General features: G+C 32.0%; 17 protein-coding genes and 2 tRNA genes. 14 read left to right on the forward strand and 5 right to left on the reverse strand.

Annotated features, from left to right (window positions below):
* The first annotated feature begins 14 nt into the window (after window positions 1-14).
* The 5 genes from HOO91_10395 (at window position 15) to HOO91_10415 (ending at window position 4,994) form a co-directional block, all read left to right on the forward strand.
* A complete protein-coding gene (locus HOO91_10395; protein ID NOU17952.1) occupies window positions 15-2,063 on the forward strand; it encodes a molybdopterin-dependent oxidoreductase in 2,049 nt (682 codons plus the stop codon).
* A 12-nt stretch (window positions 2,064-2,075) separates the two neighbouring features.
* Window positions 2,076-3,422, forward strand: coding sequence for a dimethyl sulfoxide reductase anchor subunit (locus tag HOO91_10400; protein NOU17953.1), 1,347 nt, complete (start codon window positions 2,076-2,078; stop codon window positions 3,420-3,422).
* A 289-nt stretch (window positions 3,423-3,711) separates the two neighbouring features.
* Window positions 3,712-4,098 (forward strand): DUF1987 domain-containing protein, encoded by a 387-nt coding sequence (locus HOO91_10405; GenBank protein ID NOU17954.1) that lies wholly within the window; start codon window positions 3,712-3,714, stop codon window positions 4,096-4,098.
* Window positions 4,099-4,153: 55 nt separating this feature from the next.
* Window positions 4,154-4,531 carry a DUF1987 domain-containing protein gene (locus tag HOO91_10410; protein ID NOU17955.1) on the forward strand — a complete coding sequence of 126 codons (378 nt, stop codon included), beginning with the start codon at window positions 4,154-4,156 and terminating at the stop codon, window positions 4,529-4,531.
* Window positions 4,532-4,592: 61 nt separating this feature from the next.
* Window positions 4,593-4,994, forward strand: a complete 402-nt coding sequence (locus tag HOO91_10415) for a DUF1987 domain-containing protein (GenBank protein ID NOU17956.1) — start codon at window positions 4,593-4,595, stop codon at window positions 4,992-4,994.
* A gap of 49 nt (window positions 4,995-5,043) precedes the next feature.
* On the opposite strand, the gene HOO91_10420 is transcribed toward HOO91_10415, so the two are convergent.
* Both HOO91_10420 and HOO91_10425 read right to left on the reverse strand, forming a co-directional pair.
* Window positions 5,044-5,116: transfer RNA gene (locus HOO91_10420), tRNA-Lys, on the reverse strand.
* Between the two features lie 22 nt (window positions 5,117-5,138).
* A tRNA-Lys gene (locus HOO91_10425) sits at window positions 5,139-5,211 on the reverse strand.
* Between the two features lie 356 nt (window positions 5,212-5,567).
* Here HOO91_10425 and HOO91_10430 point away from each other — a divergent pair.
* The 8 genes from HOO91_10430 (at window position 5,568) to HOO91_10465 (ending at window position 11,438) form a co-directional block, all read left to right on the forward strand.
* Complete coding sequence (locus HOO91_10430; GenBank protein ID NOU17957.1) at window positions 5,568-6,086, forward strand: DUF4252 domain-containing protein; 519 nt, start codon at window positions 5,568-5,570, stop codon at window positions 6,084-6,086.
* A gap of 96 nt (window positions 6,087-6,182) precedes the next feature.
* Complete coding sequence (locus HOO91_10435; protein ID NOU17958.1) at window positions 6,183-6,689, forward strand: DUF4252 domain-containing protein; 507 nt, start codon at window positions 6,183-6,185, stop codon at window positions 6,687-6,689.
* Between the two features lie 38 nt (window positions 6,690-6,727).
* The gene (locus HOO91_10440) at window positions 6,728-7,234 is read left to right on the forward strand and encodes an RNA polymerase sigma factor (protein ID NOU17959.1); all 507 of its coding nucleotides are present in this window, start codon (window positions 6,728-6,730) and stop codon (window positions 7,232-7,234) included.
* Window positions 7,235-7,242: 8 nt separating this feature from the next.
* Window positions 7,243-7,851 (forward strand): hypothetical protein, encoded by a 609-nt coding sequence (locus HOO91_10445; protein NOU17960.1) that lies wholly within the window; start codon window positions 7,243-7,245, stop codon window positions 7,849-7,851.
* Window positions 7,852-7,876: 25 nt separating this feature from the next.
* Entirely contained in the window at window positions 7,877-8,389 is a 513-nt protein-coding gene (locus HOO91_10450; GenBank protein ID NOU17961.1) for a DUF4252 domain-containing protein, read from the forward strand.
* Window positions 8,390-8,525: 136 nt separating this feature from the next.
* Window positions 8,526-9,062, forward strand: coding sequence for a DUF4252 domain-containing protein (locus tag HOO91_10455; GenBank protein ID NOU17962.1), 537 nt, complete (start codon window positions 8,526-8,528; stop codon window positions 9,060-9,062).
* A gap of 159 nt (window positions 9,063-9,221) precedes the next feature.
* Window positions 9,222-10,700, forward strand: coding sequence for a cardiolipin synthase (gene cls / locus HOO91_10460; GenBank protein ID NOU17963.1), 1,479 nt, complete (start codon window positions 9,222-9,224; stop codon window positions 10,698-10,700).
* Window positions 10,701-10,784: 84 nt separating this feature from the next.
* A complete protein-coding gene (locus HOO91_10465) occupies window positions 10,785-11,438 on the forward strand; it encodes a PorT family protein (protein NOU17964.1) in 654 nt (217 codons plus the stop codon).
* 71 nt (window positions 11,439-11,509) lie between these two features.
* Here HOO91_10465 and kdsA read toward each other — a convergent pair whose 3' ends face one another.
* Both kdsA and HOO91_10475 read right to left on the reverse strand, forming a co-directional pair.
* Window positions 11,510-12,334, reverse strand: a complete 825-nt coding sequence (kdsA, locus tag HOO91_10470) for a 3-deoxy-8-phosphooctulonate synthase (protein ID NOU17965.1) — start codon at window positions 12,332-12,334, stop codon at window positions 11,510-11,512.
* Between the two features lie 20 nt (window positions 12,335-12,354).
* Window positions 12,355-13,638, reverse strand: a complete 1,284-nt coding sequence (locus HOO91_10475; protein ID NOU17966.1) for a replication-associated recombination protein A — start codon at window positions 13,636-13,638, stop codon at window positions 12,355-12,357.
* 155 nt (window positions 13,639-13,793) lie between these two features.
* On the opposite strand from HOO91_10475, the gene HOO91_10480 reads away from it, so the two are divergent.
* The gene (locus tag HOO91_10480) at window positions 13,794-14,792 is read left to right on the forward strand and encodes a hypothetical protein (GenBank protein ID NOU17967.1); all 999 of its coding nucleotides are present in this window, start codon (window positions 13,794-13,796) and stop codon (window positions 14,790-14,792) included.
* A gap of 50 nt (window positions 14,793-14,842) precedes the next feature.
* Here HOO91_10480 and HOO91_10485 read toward each other — a convergent pair whose 3' ends face one another.
* Window positions 14,843-17,176 carry a GAF domain-containing protein gene (locus HOO91_10485; GenBank protein NOU17968.1) on the reverse strand — a complete coding sequence of 778 codons (2,334 nt, stop codon included), beginning with the start codon at window positions 17,174-17,176 and terminating at the stop codon, window positions 14,843-14,845.
* Window positions 17,177-17,291: the final 115 nt, after the last annotated feature.

The raw sequence follows: 17,291 nt of genomic DNA on the forward strand, positions 1-17,291 counted from the left end.
TTTCTTAATATTTTATGGAACGATATGTAACTGCATGCCCTCGAAATTGCTATAGTACTTGTAGTTTTTATGTTTATACCGAAAATGGGAAAGTTATCAATGTAGAACCCAACCCTAATTTTAGGGCAACTCCAGAAGGTATCTGTTTAAAAGGATTAAGTTACGTTGAAAGAGCCAACTCTCCTGAAAGAATCATTTATCCAAACAAAAGAAACTCAGATGGAATTTTCTCCCGAATCACATGGGATGAAGCCTTGAGCACTATTGCTAGCAAATTACAATATTTTAAAAAGGAATTTGGACAACAAAGCGTTCTATTCTATGCTGCGAGCGGAATGTCTGGATTACTTAATGATTTAAGTTTAAAATTTTGGAGAGAAATATATGGTGGGGCTACAACAGTTTATGGAAACCTTTGCTGGCCTGCTGGTCTCGAAGCTACACGATTAACTCTTGGCGAAAATAAACATAACGTTCCTTGGGATCTTGAAAATGCAAAACTAATTGTCCTTTGGGGTAAAAATACTGCCGAAAGTAATATTCAGGAAATGATACCCATTGGGAAATCACTTGATAATGGGGGTAAACTCATTGTTGTTGATTCTCGGAGAACTGAATCAACTCAGAGAGCCGAATTACTTGTTCAACCAATACCTGCTACCGATGGTGCTTTAGCGTTATCAATTGCAAATCTTCTTATTGTGAATGATTGGATCGATCATGATTTTATATCTAAACATGTATATGGTTTTGATGATTTCAAGATTAGTATTCAACGTTGTACTACAGAATGGGCATCAACAATAACAGGAGTTCCTAAGGATTTTATTGAAAAAATGGCTTGGATGATTGGGAATATTAAACCCATGACCTTAATTCCAGGCTATGGAATGCAGCGTTATACCAATAGTGGGCAAACCATTAGATGCCTACTTACATTGTCTATTTTGACAGGAAATATTGGAAAACTAGGTGCTTGTTGGCATTATGCAAACCTTCAAAGTTATGTATTTGATGATGTTCTAGAGCCATTATGCTACTACCCTCCACAAAAAACCGATGGAATAATTCGACGATCTATTTCAACAGCAAAATTAGGGGAGGGTATGCTTTTACAATCCAACCCTCCATTGAAGATGATTTGGGTTGAAAGAGGTAATCCAATTTCTCAAAACCCAGATACTAATACTGTACTAAAAGCCTTCAAATCTTTAGATTTTAGGGTTGTAGTTGAGCAATTCTTTACAGATACTGCACTTGAGGCGGATATAGTTTTACCTGCCAAAAATATGTTTGAACAAACAGATATTATTGGTTCTTACTGGAATCCTTATGTTCAACTTCGTCAAAAAGTTGTTGAGCCAGCTGGCGAAGTAAAACCAGAAACAGAAATATACTACCTATTGGCTCTTAAATTGGGCTTTACGAGGGAGCAAATCGATAATATTCTTTTACCCCTTGATGATGAAGCTATTAATAAATTTCTTAGCAAAAAGATGGAATCTTTTCCTTCTTTAAGCATAGAGAAATTAAAAGAAGGGCCAATACTTGCACCAAATCTTCAGGAAATCGCTTTTTCAGATTACAATTTTAGGACACCATCGGGTAAAATAGAGATTAAATCTATTGAGGCTCAGAATAGATGGGGGGTAAATACCTTGCCAACTTATGAGAAATCAGAAGAAGCCGATATCAATTTTAATAAAAAGTATCCGTTCTATTTGATGAGCCCAAACACCAAAAATCGTATTCATTCCCAATTTAATAACCTAAAAATTATTAAAATGATTAGCGGTGAACCAACTATCCAAATTAATCCAAAAGATGCTAAGGAAAGGAATATTTTAGATGGCGATTTAGTCAAGGTTTTTAACGAAAGGGGAGAGTTGGTAATTAAAGCCGAATTAACATTTCAGGTAAGTTCAGGTTGTGTTGTTATTCCTAATGGGTGGTGGAGAAGCCAAGGAGGAGCTATAAATATTTTATCAAAAGGACGTGAAACCGATATGGGTTTTGGTTCCGCTTTTCATGATAACAAAGTTCAAATAGAAAAAATTAAGTAATAGATTTTAGTCATGTCAACTGAAGGATTTATTTTCGATTATGCTAAATGTGTCGGTTGTCACGCCTGCATGGTGGCATGTTATGTCGAAAATAAAATAGAACCTTCAATTGCTTGGCGTCAAGTTAATACCATCAATTCTAAAAGAATACCTTTAGCAGGGTTTCTTAACCTCTCATTAGCTTGTAACCACTGCGTTGAAGCACCTTGCCTAAAAGCCTGTCCTGCTAAAGCATATATAAAAGATGAACATACAGGTGCAATAATTCACCAACCTGAAAAATGCATTGGCTGTAGATATTGTACTTGGGCTTGCCCATTTGATGCACCTAAATATAATGAGAATCATGGAATTGTTGAAAAGTGCAATTTATGCAATCATCTTGTTAGTAAAGGGTTAAAACCTTCTTGTGCAAAACAATGTCCAACAGGAGCATTATCATTTAGCTCATTAGATAAAATTCAAAACTCATATCCTGTAGGGATTCCTGCTACTAATTATCAGCCTAGAATAAAGACTTTAAGATCCGAAATTATAGAAGCAATTCCACAGTTGGATATTAGCATCACTGGATTTGAAAAAATTGAGTATGAAAGCCAAAAGATAACATCAAGTGCAAAAATCCAAGCTAAAAATGAATGGCCTTTGGTATTCTTCACCCTCATATTTGCTTTCCTTTCGGGTTGGATATATGCCTTTGATTTAGAAGGTAGTATAGTATTGAAAAGTATATTCGTAGCCACAGGAGTTTTGGGCATTTTACTCAGCACATTTCACCTCGGAAAACCCTTCAGAGCATGGCATTCAATTACTAATTTAAGAACAAGCTGGCTAAGTCGTGAAATACTTTTTTGTGTACTCTTCTTTTTTTCGTCTATTCTTTACCTGTTTCTATTTCATTCTAAGTTTATGCTAGTGACCACATCGGTACTAAACTTATTGCTGCTGATATCGATTGAAATGGTATATTCAGTCCCTAAAAAAAATTATACAACTCCATTACACAGTTCTAATACAATTTTAACTGCTTTAATGTTTGCATTATTATATAATGGCTTGTTGAAGCTACTTGTAGCATTAATTGTAATAAAAGCCTTGCTTTATATCGTTCGCAAAGGGACACAACCTATCCTTACTTTATCGATTATATTAGTATTTATCCGGGTATTCGGGCTGATATTATCAATAGGAATTATTAGTTTGACTAATGATAATTCCCTTCTTCTACTTTTTTCTTTAATTACTAGTGAAGTAATAGATAGGTATGAATTCTATAATGATATTTACGTAGATACCCCCTTAAAAATTCTTGAAAAATTAGATAATGATGCCGTAATGAAATGGCTCAATAAAGATTAAATTCCAATTTCCCATTTATTTTTGATCAACAACTGAAAAATTATAAAAAAAATTCAGAAACGAATAAAGAAGATGAATAAAAAGGGATATGTTGAACGAATTAAATGGTAATGAATTATTTATTAAATCAAATCAGTTGACACCTTACTATATTTTTACTTGATATTAACATCAATTTTTGAATCACTCACCAAAAGGATTGTAAATGATATTTGATTATCAATTCAATATTTGTAAATTTGTTTTTTTAGATTTTGATTAATGTCAAAAGTAAAAAATCAGGATAAACATGGAAGTAATTAGTATTAAGGGAACACAGGAGACACCTGAGGTACTGCTTGATAGTAGTAAAGGTATTTTTGATATATCTGGTAAATCGCTACCTGAGGACGTAAAGGAATTCTATAATCCACTTTTGAGATGGTTTGATGAATATGCAAAAAACCCTAATAATCAAACTGTTCTTAAGATCAAGATGGATTATTTCAATACTGCATCTTCAAAAATGATACTAGAACTTTTTGAAGTAGTGAAAAAAGTTCATTCTAGCGGAAAAGAAACAGTTATTGAGTGGTATTATCAAGCGGATGATGAGGATATGCAGGATGCTGGTCAGGATTATTCAGACTTAATCGAAATGCCATTTAAACTCATTAGCTATCAATCTATTAAATAGATATTTTTACCACATATTTTGATTGTATTTTTTCAATATTTCATAATTGTTAATAATGAATAATTTATTTGTTGACGCAACAAGTATAACTCCTCGTGTTGAGTTCAGCAAGCATGAAAATATCTTTAGAATCGAGGGAAAATCACTCCCAGAAGACGTGAAAAATTTCTACCTCCCTCTTATTCAATGGTTTGATCAATACAAGTTGGATCCAAATCCAACAACAAATCTTTTTATTGATTTAGAGTACTTCAATACCTCTTCATCAAAGATGATACTCATTATACTGAATAAAATACGTGATATTCAAAAAAACGGATATCAAGTGCTTGTTATTTGGTCATACCCTCCACATGATGTTGAAATAGAAGAATCTGGAGAGGAGTTTGCAGAGTTACTTAATATTCCGTTTCAATTTATTTCAAAAAGTTAAATTTTAAAATAAATATTGTAATTATTATTAAATTTATAGTTTAGTTTTTATAATTTTGAGTATGGAAAAATTATTAATTGCTGAAACTAAGGATTCTCCTTTTGTACAATTCGACACTAAAACCAATATTTTTAGTATTTCAGGTGTATGCCATCCTGAAAATGTTACTAAATTTTATGACCCAATTATTGACTGGATTGAAAGGTATAAAGAAGAAATTAAGGAAACGAAATTAACAAAGCCTATTCAACTATCAATTTTTTTTAAATATATAAACTCTGCTTCATATAAATACTTACTTACATTTCTCCAACTCGTTGAAGGATTTACTCATATTGGAGTACCTGTAGAAGTAATCTGGTACTACGAACCCGAAGATATTGATATGAAAGAAGCTGGGATTGAACTTTTCGATTTTTCTGGCGTTAAATTACCTTATATATGCAAGGTTAAAACTGATTAGACTATTCACAATTCTATAAAACACAAAAAGCAGCCAAGGCTGCTTTTTGTGATCCAGCTGGGATTCGAACCCAGGACCCCATCCTTAAAAGGGATGTGCTCTACCAACTGAGCTACTGAATCGAAAGGGATTCCTAATTTTTTGTGATCCAGCTGGGATTCGAACCCAGGACCCCATCCTTAAAAGGGATGTGCTCTACCAACTGAGCTACTGAATCAATTTATCAACAAAAAAAAAGGACTATCCTCGCGTCCCAATGATCATTCTCAGATCAATTTCCTTTTTTAAAAGGTGCGGCAAAAGTACGAATAAAATTCATGTCACCAAATAATTTTAATAAAAAATTGACCTCTTTTTAAGAGGCACTTTAGGCTAGGTTACTTCATACAGAACATACATTCAGTATTACATAAACGTTACTATTATTTAGTGTTGTTAAATGTTCATTTACAGCAAAATGCATTATGTTCTTTTAGAATGTAATAAAAATATGTTACATTATTAAGGTACGATCGTCTTGGTAGTAAAGGTTAACTATAAAGCATTTTATTAAAACTTAAAAATCACACTGCCATGAAACGAATTATTATTATTCTATCTTTTTCAATGCTTCCCATTTTGGCTGGAGCACAGGATTTTATTGACGATTTATTTCGTAAATATTCTGGAAATGACGGTTTTACGAGTATCGTAATAAACAAAGACCTACTAGATTTTGCATTTATAATCAATAATGATAAGGATATTGATAAGTTGAAAGGGAAAATATCAGATCTGAGGATTCTTATTTCCGATGAACATCAACAAGGAAATAACTCAACTTTTAAAGATGAGATTAAGAATAGCATTACTAAAAACAACTATCAGTGCTTGATTGAAATTTTAGATGGTAAGAATAAGGTCAATTTTTATGTTAAAAAGGATAACGATAAAATAATACACCTTATTCTTATTGCATCAGAAAATAACGAAGAAGTTCTGCTCTCATTAAAAGGTCAATTTACTATGAAGGAATTGATTGAGATGGGAAAAGATTCGAATCATCAGGGAAGTTTTCATCATCTCTCATACTTAACACATCTTGATGAATAAAAAATCAAATGCTATCTGGTCAAAATAATTAAATGACTTAGCAAATAACTTTAATTTCATCAAGACTATCTAAAATTCATTAATAAACACTGGAATATGAAAAAGTATCTCATTATAGCAATAACTTGCTTTACAATAACATCCGTTGGTTTAAGCGAAAACTCTCTTAAAACTTATAAAGCAAAACCTGTTTTTTCAAAACTCTTAGAGAACGAAGGTCTTGAATCTTACAGAATACCAACATTTCTAGTTAGATATGTATTAAGTTTTAGCGATACAAGGGAAATAATTCCGCTTTTACAAGGAACTCATTCCATAAAATTTGCTGCTAGTAATAATGGTGATAAAGATAATAAGTTGATATATAATAGAATATGTAATAATTTAGATTTATCTACTTACCAAAATCTAATTAGTGTTGTTGATTCAAAATCAAAAATCACCATTAAAGCATTGTTTGATAACGAGTATATTCGAGAGGTTGTAATAATAATATATGATGAAGATACTCTAGTAGCAATATCAATGACAGGGAAAATAAATCCTAAAAATATTGTTGAATCAATAAACAAACTTAATAAACCAAAACCTGATAATATTTAGGCATTTCTTTATATATTGATTGCCTTGAAAGAAAGACAATGAACGAGCAAGAATTTAGCCAAAAGGTTATGGTTTATAGCGGTAAATTTTACAGATACAGCTATAAGATACTCGGCAATAAGGAGGATGCTCACGATACGGTTCAAGATTTGTATGTAAAGTTATGGACGATTAGAAAAAATTTGAATAGCATTAGTAATATTGAGGCTTTTGCAACAACAATAGTTAGAAATCTTTGCATTGATCGTCTAAAGAAAATAAAAAGTACGGTTTTAGATTCGGGTTGTCTTGTAAAATTATCTTTAGTTACCGAAAGCAACAATAATGAAGATGATGTAGAAGAAGTAGATGTTAAAATTGATTTGGTAAGGAGGGTTCTTAAAAAACTTCCCGAAATGCAACAAAAGATTTTTTTAATGAGAGATTTTGAAGAAAAAGAATATGATACCATTTCCAATGAATTAGGCATATCCGAAGAAAATTTAAGGGTTATGCTTTCAAGAGCAAGAAAAAAAATTCGTGAGTTGATAGAAACTTCCAGATAATCACTGATATGAATAACAAAAATCAAATATTGCCCGAGGAAATTAAGAGTATTTTATTAAAATACTATGATGGTTGTACAACGATAGAAGAGGAGCTATTGCTTAAAAAGTATTTTGCTCAAAATCAAATTCCTTATTCAAATATTTCTGATAAGGCTTTGCTTTCATTTGTAAATGATAATGAGTTATCTATCTTCCCTGAAAATGAAATTTGGAATAAAATATTAGTAACAGAGAAGAAAGTGAATAAGCAAAGGAAAACAATTCGGATTTTATCATCAATTGCAGCCTCCGTTCTTATTTTAATCTCACTCAGTATTTGGTTATTCTATCCTACAAAGCGTGTTGAAATTTTAACTGATTCTTATTCTAATCCTCATGATGCATACAATGCAGTGCAAAAATATTTAGGTTTAGTTTCAACCAAACTTTCATACGCTTATAATGAAATTAAACCAATTGAGAAATTGACAATTCCATGCGATGCAATGCAGGCTTTTTCAACTATTGATAAAAATGTTAAACGTTTACAGCAATTTGATAAATTAGGTGCTTCGGCTCATGAATTAGAACGTTTTTCGATTATTTCGGATATAGTTATCGTTGATAAAAATTAAGTACAATAACATAAAATTATAGATTATGAAAAGGATTTGCGTTTTAATGTTCTTTGCAATGTCACTTATCGTAGCCAACGGTCAGAACTCTGCGGTTGATAAACTTTTCGATAAGTATTCTGGCAAAGAGGGGTATACATCAATTTTAATTTCAAAATACATGTTTAGCATGTTTTCTGATGTTAACCCTGAAAACAAAGAGTTTAATGACTTGGTAAGTAAACTCACTAGTATTAAAATTCTTGTAAGCGATAGTAGTTCTAATAATGTTGGGATAAATTTTTATAATGAAATAATGAAAGAACTTCCAGCAAAAGATTATAAAGAGTTAATGGTTGTAAAGGATAAAGATCAGGATATAAAGTTTTTAGTAAAGGATATAAATGGGGTAATTGTTGAGTTGCTTCTGGTTGTTGGCGGAAAATCCGATAATGTTTTAATTTGTATTCAAGGCGAAAATATAAACCTTAAGAATATTGCAAAACTTTCTAAATCAATGAAAATAAATGGACTAGAGAATCTAGAGAAAATTAAGTAACATTTTATAAAAAGATAAAAGAAACCCGCTCTTGAAGCGGGCTTTTTTTATCTTTTTTACCTAGGTGCAGTCTTTTTATAATCAAGAAAACAAAAGAAGATATTAATTTCTATCTTTGCCCTCAGAAGATTATATGATGCTTAATAAAACTAGGTATATTGTTGTTTTATCTATATCTATTAGTCTAATAGCCTGCGAAAAGGTGAAAGTAAAGACTAGGACATCTTCTGATATATATAAAAGTTATTGTATTAATCACAATGCAAATTATTTTAATGTTCCTCCAGGTATAGTATCAATATTCCTAGATGACTCTAAAAAAGGAAATTCCGAACTTAAAGATCTTCTTGTTGACGTAAAAGAATTATCATTTCTTATCATCAATAAAAATAGCAACAATAATCCTGAATATCAGTGTTTAGATAAGTTAAATACACAACTTGACAGCCTAAAATTCTATGATCTTGCTCAAATAAATAATGGAAAAGAAATAATTAGGGTAAAAGTTGAAAAAGAAAAAAACCACTTTGACGAACTAGTAGTGTTAGTATCTAATAATAATGCAATATACTGTATCAGTTTTATGGGTCGAATTCAACCTAAAAAGGTTGTGAATTTAGTTAAACCTGAAAATGTAATTGCAATAACAAATCTTGATAGATTTCAACAATAACCTATTAAGTATTTTTAGTCAACAATTTTAAAGATATCTTTCCTAACTTTATACTCTTTCTTATGTTGTACATAAGAATCTTTTATTCCATTCAAATTACCTATTGTAATAGAAATTCATTTTATTTATATTAGTTGCAATTAATAAAATATGATTGTTATGGTATTTCTTTCAATTTGGAAAAATATTTCTGCTGCGGATATTTCGTTGATTCTCATAATAATATATGCTATAACTGTTTTTTCTACTGCTATTATGGTTGTTAGAGAAAAACGCGATCCGGTTAAAACAACCTCATGGGTTCTCATTCTTATTTTATTACCTATAGCAGGGTTAATCTTTTATATTTTTTTCGGACAGTATCATCGTAAGGAGAAGATTTTCAATAGAAAAGGACTAAGAGATTTAGAGCAACTTGAGAGTTTAAGCCATCTTCAAATTGTAAAACTGCACAAAGAGAATTTCAATCGAAGTTCTAAAATTATTGACAATCTTAACATTATTACATTACTACTAAATAATAGCAAATCACTATTAACAGAATTCAACGAAGTTGAGATTTTTCAGGACGGAAATGGAGCATTTAATTCAATTATTGATGTACTTAATTCTGCTAAAAGTACAATTCATATTGAGTTTTATATAGTTAGCGATGATAAAATTGGAAATAGGATTAAAGATATTCTTATTGAGAAAGCAAAATTAGGGATTGAGGTTAGGTTAGTATTTGATGATGTGGGAAGTTGGAGTTTACCAAAAAGATATATTAGGTCTATGCGGGAAGCAGGGGTTTCTGTATACCCATTTATGGAGGTAAAATTCCCCTTATTAACTAGTAAGGCTAACTATAGAAATCATCGAAAAATAATTATTGTTGATGGCAAGATTGGTTTTGTTGGTGGAATGAATATTGCCGACAGATATATAGAAGGAAGTAAAGAATTGGGACCTTGGCGAGATACAATGATTAAACTTATAGGAGAGGCTGTTCACTCATTACAAGCTATTTTCCTTGTTGACTGGTATTTTGTTAGTAATCAGATAATTAATGATCGTGAAAAATATTTCCCTGAACAAAATGTTAGTTCGCATCACCCTATACAGATTACTGCATGTGGTCCCGACTCTGATTGGGCTAGCATTATGCAGACCTTTTTTTTAGCTATTACTAAAGCAAAACGTCATATTTATATTGCCTCACCATATTTTGTTCCAAATGAAAGCATTCTTACTGCTCTGAAAACTGCATCGCTAAGTGGTGTGGATGTAAGAATAATGCTTCCAGGCAAATCTGATTCTACTGTCGTATACTGGAGTTCTCTATCATATGTATCTGAACTTTTAGATGCTGGCATAAAAGTTTATCTTTATCAGAATGGTTTTAACCATTCAAAAATTCTGATGATAGATAGTTCATTTGCTTCTGTTGGATCTGCCAATATGGATATAAGAAGTTTTGAAGATAACTTTGAAATTGCTGCCATAATTTACGATGAACAAATAACTGGTCTTTTAGAAAAATCTTTCTTAAATGATCTTTCAAGAAGCAAAATGGTTATTTCAGAGGAATGGAACTTACGTTCACATAAATACAACCTTAAAGAATCTATTGCTAGGCTATTTAGCCCTCTATTTTAATTTTTTTGGCATTAAAATTGTCTCACTCACCATGTTATTTAAAGTATAAATGTAATTTTAACTGTTAATCAAAAACTGATTTTTATGAAAAAGAATATCGTAGTTATAGTTTTAGCATTATTTACCATTGTGGGTACTGCTAATGCACAGTTCCTTCGGTTTGGTGTTAAGGGAGGACTAACCTCATCAAATGTTAAATTTGATAAAACAACTTTTACTTCGGGAGCAAATGATTTTATAGCAAAGCAAGGAGACTCTAAATTTGGAATGCAATTTGGTTTTTTTGGAAGAATCCAACTATTAGGGTTATTTATTCAACCTGAACTACTTTTTGCCCATTCACAGAGCGAGGTTCAACTTACAGATGTGACAGCAAACAAGGTGTATAACGAAACCCAGAAATTCAATAAAGTTGATATTCCTGTATTAGTGGGTTGGAAATTAGGTCCAGCTCGAATAGGCTTAGGACCAGTTGCAACAATTATGTTAAATGAAACGGATGGTTTAAAGGACAAATTAGCTGATTTGGCCAATCAAACAACAAAGAGTAATTTTAAAAATGCGACGTTTGGTTATCAAGTGGGTGTTGGATTGGATATCCTAAAGAAAATTGCTATTGATGTTAAATACGAGGGTAATCTTAGTAAACTTGGCAGTGGAATGACACTTAATAATACCGCCTATAAATTTGACCAAAGAACTTCACAATGGATTTTTAGCTTAGGAATTTTCTTCTAATCGTTGGTATTAACCTAAAGAAGCCGCCCTATATTTGGAGCGGCTTTTTTATTGTTGTTCAAAATTGTAACTTAAAGTTTATTAATTACTTGTCTAATCTTAACTAATCTATCAATTAACCCTTCGAGTAAACTTATGTTAAGCATATTTGCTCCATCCGATAAAGCTTTTGAAGGGTTGGGGTGAGTTTCAATAAAAAGTCCATCTGCACCCACTGAAATTGCAGCCCGTGCAATTGTTTCAATTAATTCTGGATGACCTCCTGTGACTCCAGCAGCTTGATTGGGTTGTTGAAGAGAATGAGTAACATCCATAACAACAGGAAAACCAAAACCTTTCATGATTGGAATACCCCTAAAATCAACCACAAGATCTTGATATCCAAAAGTTGTTCCACGTTCTGTAAGGAATACCAGATTATTACCAGATTCAACAACTTTCTGAGCCGCAAATTTCATTGATTCGGGCGAAACAAATTGACCCTTCTTGATATTAATAACTTTTCCTGTCCTAGCTGCTGCAATTAAAAGTTCAGTTTGCCTACACAAAAACGCTGGAATTTGCAATACATCAACAAACTCAGCTGCAAGATAGGCCTCATCTATTGTATGAATATCTGTAACAACTGGTATTTGATACTTAGACCTAACCTCTGAAAGGATTTTTAAAGCTTTTTGATCTCCAATTCCTGAAAAAGAATCTAATTTCGAACGATTTGCTTTTTTGTAGGATGCTTTGAAAATAAAAGGAACTTTATACTTTTCAGCAATTTGCTTTATCTCTTCAGCAATTTGAAAAGTTATCTCTTCATTCTCAACTACACATGGACCAGCCATTAAAAAAAAGTTTCCAGAATCGAGATTCTTGAGATGTTCTATTTTATTTAAAATACTCATATTTAGATGATTTTATTTGACTATTTATAGTTATACTTTGATTTCCAGAGTGATGCCAATTTAGTTGCAATTTCAGTCTCTTTACTATTTTCCTGAGGGTTGTAAAGAATAGTTCCCGCAATGGATTCAGGGAGAAAATCCTGTACCACAAAATTATTCTTATAGCTATGGGCATATTTATAATCGGCACCATAACCAATTTCTTTCATAAGTTTTGTTGGTGCGTTTCGTAGATGAAGCGGGACAGGTTGATCTCCGGTTCTTCTTACAAGTTCTTGTGCGGAATTAATTGCTTCTATTGAAGAATTGCTTTTAGGCGAAGTTGCAAGGTAAATGGCTGTTTGCGATAAAATAATTCTTGATTCGGGCATTCCAATTAACGATACTGCTTGAAAACAACTAGTGGCAAGAAGCAAAGCATTTGGATTAGCTAAACCAATATCCTCTGATGCTAATATCACCAATCTACGTGCAATAAACTTGGGTTCTTCACCACCCTCAATCATCCTAGCAAGCCAATATACAGCTGCATTTGGATCGCTCCCCCTGATAGATTTGATAAATGCAGAGATAATATCATAATGTTGTTCTCCACTTTTATCATATAAGGCTATATTTTCTTGAAGTATTTCGATGATAATCTTATTGTTAATTGAAATAACTTGATTCTGCATTTGCGAATTAAATGCTAACTCAAGGATGTTAAGTAGTTTTCTTGCATCTCCTCCCGAAAAGCGAAAAATAGCATCCGTTTCCTCAATATTGAATTGATACTTTTTAAGCACAATATCATTTTCAATTGCTCTCTTAAGTAACTCTTGAAGTTCTACCTCCTCTAAATTTCTAAGAATATACACTTGACATCTGGATAGAAGGGGAGAGATAACCTCAAATGAAGGATTCTCTGTTGTTGCACCAATTAGTACAACAACACCCTGCTCTACAGCACCAAGCAATGAATCTTGTTGTGATTTGCTAAAACGATGTATTTCATCAATAAACAGGATAGGGGCTGGTGAATCAAAGAATTTTTGTGATTTAGACTTATCAATAACCTCTCTAATATCTTTTACCCCTGAATTTATAGCACTTAGAATATGAAACGGTCTTTTTAGATGATTGGCAACTATTTTTGCAAGTGTTGTTTTCCCAACACCCGGTGGTCCCCAAAGTATAAATGATGATAGATTTCCAGATCTTATCATCTCCCTAAGTATGCTTTTTTCGCCAACAAGGTGTTTTTGTCCAATATAATCGTCAAGAGTTTTTGGGCGAATACGTTCAGCAAGAGGAACATTGGTCATCATTCATTTTTTTGGTAAAAATATGCACTTTTTATTAAAGGTATTTGGTATTTTTGTAGAAGATACAAACAAACAACATTTTTTAATATCGATTGTTTAACAATTAAATTATATTCGCTTATTCAAAAACTAAAATAAACCTAAATCTTAGTACTATGAAAATAAATAAACATTTTCTATTCTTCCTAGCCATCCTTTTGTTTAGTTCAATTACTCTTAAAGCGCAGGAGAATATAATCAATTTTTTATCGGGTAGTGTTAGTGATGCTACAAAATTAAGTAAAGCCTATATTGATCCATTTGCAAATGGGTTTGGAAGTGCTTTAAATCATGGATGGTATAATTCAGCAAAACCTCATAAACTTGGAGGTTTCGATATCACCTTTTCTGTTGCAACAGCAATTCCGCCATCAAGTTCAAAAACTTTCGATGTTTCAAAACTTGGCTTAACGGCTTGGACGCTGCAAAACCCTGCAAACGTGTTGTCGCCAACAGTTACTGGCAATAAATCAAATGGACCAGTTTTAATTCCAACCGGAGTTATTCCTGGACAACCAGCCTCAATGACTCTTCCACAAGGTGCAAACTTGAAGTTTATTCCATCACCAATGATTCAGATTGGGATTGGACTTCCTTTAAATACCGAACTTATTGTGAGGTATTTACCTAAAATAGATGTTCCTGATGTTGGTAATTTTAGCATGTTTGGTTTTGGAATTAAGAACGAGTTCAAGGAGTTTATACCAGGATTTAAAGCGTTACCTTTTAATGTTTCCGCATTACTTGGATATACAAAATTTACTTCAAATTTTGACTTAAGTGCACCCCAAACTGGAAATTCAAAACAAACACTTGATTTTAGTGCCACAGGATATACTGGGAAATTATTAATAAGTAAATCTATCCCTGTTTTAACAGTTTATGCGGGTGTTGGTATTAATAAATCAAAAACAAATGTTGATTTAAAAGGAAAGTACAATATTCCAGGCGTAGGTGTCGATATATCAAACCCTTTTTCTTTAGAGTTTAAAAATAGTGGTGTAAATGCAAATATTGGGTTAAGAATCAAATTAACTGTTATTGCCTTCCACTTTGATTATACTGTAGGAAAGTATAAACTATATAATGCAGGTGTTGGAATCAATTTTAGATAAATTTTCCTATAATAAGATGAAAAGAGCCCGGAATGATTTGGGCTCTTTTTTTATTTTTCTATTTCTCTTTTATCAGCTATAAAATCAGTAATGTCGTGTGCTATCTTTAATATTTTTGTTACTTCATGATTTTCATTAAAAATTGGTGAATAGGTTTCAATGAAGGTGTATGTTTTATCAGAAAGAGTAACCTTATTTGTTTCTTTACGAATTGCCCCATTCTTAAGGTCTCTCCAGAAATTTTGATAGTTATGCTTCTGTTTTTCGGTCATCAGCAAGTTATCGCTATGATGCGTACCTATTATCTCTTTTGCTTTTTGACCTGTTAAATCGAGATATGCATCATTAACAGAAATGACTCTTCCATTGATATCATACTCAATTACATAACTAGAGGCATTAAGGGCATTAACCAAACTTTCGGCTTCTATTGATTTCCGCTCTGATTCTTCCTGTGTAGCCTGAAGTTCCTCCATGTTTTGGCGCATTTCCTCTTCTTGTGAAGCCAATTCTTCAGATTTCACCTTAGATTCCTCTAAAAGTTTTACGGTTCTTATATTTATTTTCACATTTGAAACTGTGGCGGCTATGCTTTCTCCTATTTTTTCGATAAAATCGATAATATATTTTTCAATTACTTCAAAAGAAGCAATTTCAATAACTCCGTATACTTCATCATTAAGTTTAAGTGGAACAATAAGTAAACTTGATGGTTTCTCATCGCCTAAACCAGAAACAATATGAATATAGTCTTTAGGAATATCAGTTAAATAGATGGTTTCACCTTCTTTTGCACATCTCCCAACTAATCCTTCACCAAGATTAATTCTTTTTTGTAAATATTTACGTCTAGTATAAGCATAGCAAGATGCCAATTCAAAGAAGATATCACTCTTAGCATCATTATTAATTAAGAAAAGTCCTCCAACATTTGCATCCACATATTTAACTAGGTTACTAATTATTTGATATGAAAACTCATTCATGTCATCAGTATTCTGGCGAAGTATTTCTGCAAATTTTGCAATACCTAGTGTTGCCCAATTCATTTTTTCATCATCAACTTTTCTCTTATCTTCTTGTATTTTTGCTTGTTCTATACTTTTACGCATGTTTAAAAGTGATTCACCAAGCAAATCTCTATCACTAAGTTTAGTGTAAGATACATTGAGGTTTCCTTTGCCAATTTCATTGGCAAAATTTACTGTTTTGGCTAACCCATCAATTAGAGTGTTAACTGAGTTAGCAATATCTTCTATTTCATCACCAGATTTTACATTCAACTTGCTATTGGTATCAATATTGCCTTGAGCGAGTTTTCCAAGTATTTGTGTTGTTCTCACCAATGGGTTGGTAATACTGAAGGCAATTACCCAAATAACAATTATTAGAACAAACAATCCAACAAGAATAACCACGAAAGAGGTTTTAGAAACAGCATTGGCTTCTTTCATTAAAACCTTTGTTGGAACAAAAAGAGCCAATGTCCATGGGTTCTCTGATTTTTCAATTGCAAAACTGGCAAAAGTGGCATAGTACTCAATGTTTGTTTTTGAGTCGATGAAAGTGGCTGAAAAACTTTTACCACTATTTATATTTTTAGCTACTTCAAATATTTTATTTTCTTTGGGATAGATACTATCAAATGAAAGACCAATCAATTTTTCATTTGAATGGGCTACTATTGAAGCATTTTGAGAAAGAAGCATTGCAATACTACCTTCAAATGGTTTTATTTTATCTATTAAAACTTGATGGTGAGACAAGGAGAAGTCGAATCCAAATACTCCAGCGAATCTTTCCCCCTCTACAAGAGGAACACAAACGCTTGTTTCAAGTATAGTGATATTTGAACCCTTATATGTATATCGATAAGGATCGAAGACAGCCTCTTTTTTATGTGTTTTCAAATAATAATAACTACCTGTTAGTAAATCTCCGTCAAGTCTCTCACGTCCTGAAGTGAAAATCAATTTTCCATTTTCCCTAAAGTAAGTTAAAGATAATCTTCCGTAAGGTTTATTCCAGTTTGCATCTACTGAGTTTAATTCCCATATACACCACACTGATAGAAAATCGGGATTTTGAGTTGCAACATTCTTTAATATCTGTTTAGTATATTCAACTCGTTTTGCATCTGGGTGCTCCCTAAAATCAGCTAAACTATTAGCCATAGTTCTCGCCATTCCCATCTCTGCAGTTAAAGATGATTTTATCAGATTTGCATTCTTGGCAGCAATAGCATCGGCAAGGCTAGATGATTCTTTTAGAGAAATGGATTTCAACTTATTTGTAAGGTATCCAATGGATGATAAAAATACCATCGATGCAATTATTACAACAGATAGAAGCATTTTACTTCTAATTTTCATCCTGATTTTCATTGCCTTGTGCTTATTGAATATGATTAAGTTCTGGTATTAGTATGAATAGGTGAAAATAAGCTATATTTTGTGTAATACAAAAATTATAGAGATCATTTTAAGAAAGTAGTACTTA

Source organism: Bacteroidales bacterium (genome assembly GCA_013141385.1).
Taxonomy (GTDB): domain Bacteria; phylum Bacteroidota; class Bacteroidia; order Bacteroidales; family Tenuifilaceae; genus UBA8529.

What these genes read in the sequence shown, in the direction of transcription:
- kdsA (NOU17965.1), bottom strand. Translation starts at nt 12,334, where the DNA reads ATGAGTATTTTAAATAAAATAGAACATCTCAAGAATCTCGATTCTGGA.
- HOO91_10445 (NOU17960.1), top strand. Translation starts at nt 7,243, where the DNA reads ATGAATAACAAAAATCAAATATTGCCCGAGGAAATTAAGAGTATTTTA.
- cls (NOU17963.1), top strand. Translation starts at nt 9,222, where the DNA reads ATGGTATTTCTTTCAATTTGGAAAAATATTTCTGCTGCGGATATTTCG.
- HOO91_10440 (NOU17959.1), top strand. Translation starts at nt 6,728, where the DNA reads ATGAACGAGCAAGAATTTAGCCAAAAGGTTATGGTTTATAGCGGTAAA.
- HOO91_10450 (NOU17961.1), top strand. Translation starts at nt 7,877, where the DNA reads ATGAAAAGGATTTGCGTTTTAATGTTCTTTGCAATGTCACTTATCGTA.
- HOO91_10475 (NOU17966.1), bottom strand. Translation starts at nt 13,638, where the DNA reads ATGACCAATGTTCCTCTTGCTGAACGTATTCGCCCAAAAACTCTTGAC.
- HOO91_10405 (NOU17954.1), top strand. Translation starts at nt 3,712, where the DNA reads ATGGAAGTAATTAGTATTAAGGGAACACAGGAGACACCTGAGGTACTG.
- HOO91_10430 (NOU17957.1), top strand. Translation starts at nt 5,568, where the DNA reads ATGAAACGAATTATTATTATTCTATCTTTTTCAATGCTTCCCATTTTG.
- HOO91_10435 (NOU17958.1), top strand. Translation starts at nt 6,183, where the DNA reads ATGAAAAAGTATCTCATTATAGCAATAACTTGCTTTACAATAACATCC.
- HOO91_10410 (NOU17955.1), top strand. Translation starts at nt 4,154, where the DNA reads ATGAATAATTTATTTGTTGACGCAACAAGTATAACTCCTCGTGTTGAG.
- HOO91_10415 (NOU17956.1), top strand. Translation starts at nt 4,593, where the DNA reads ATGGAAAAATTATTAATTGCTGAAACTAAGGATTCTCCTTTTGTACAA.
- HOO91_10455 (NOU17962.1), top strand. Translation starts at nt 8,526, where the DNA reads ATGCTTAATAAAACTAGGTATATTGTTGTTTTATCTATATCTATTAGT.
- HOO91_10395 (NOU17952.1), top strand. Translation starts at nt 15, where the DNA reads ATGGAACGATATGTAACTGCATGCCCTCGAAATTGCTATAGTACTTGT.
- HOO91_10400 (NOU17953.1), top strand. Translation starts at nt 2,076, where the DNA reads ATGTCAACTGAAGGATTTATTTTCGATTATGCTAAATGTGTCGGTTGT.
- HOO91_10465 (NOU17964.1), top strand. Translation starts at nt 10,785, where the DNA reads ATGAAAAAGAATATCGTAGTTATAGTTTTAGCATTATTTACCATTGTG.
- HOO91_10480 (NOU17967.1), top strand. Translation starts at nt 13,794, where the DNA reads ATGAAAATAAATAAACATTTTCTATTCTTCCTAGCCATCCTTTTGTTT.
- HOO91_10485 (NOU17968.1), bottom strand. Translation starts at nt 17,176, where the DNA reads ATGAAAATCAGGATGAAAATTAGAAGTAAAATGCTTCTATCTGTTGTA.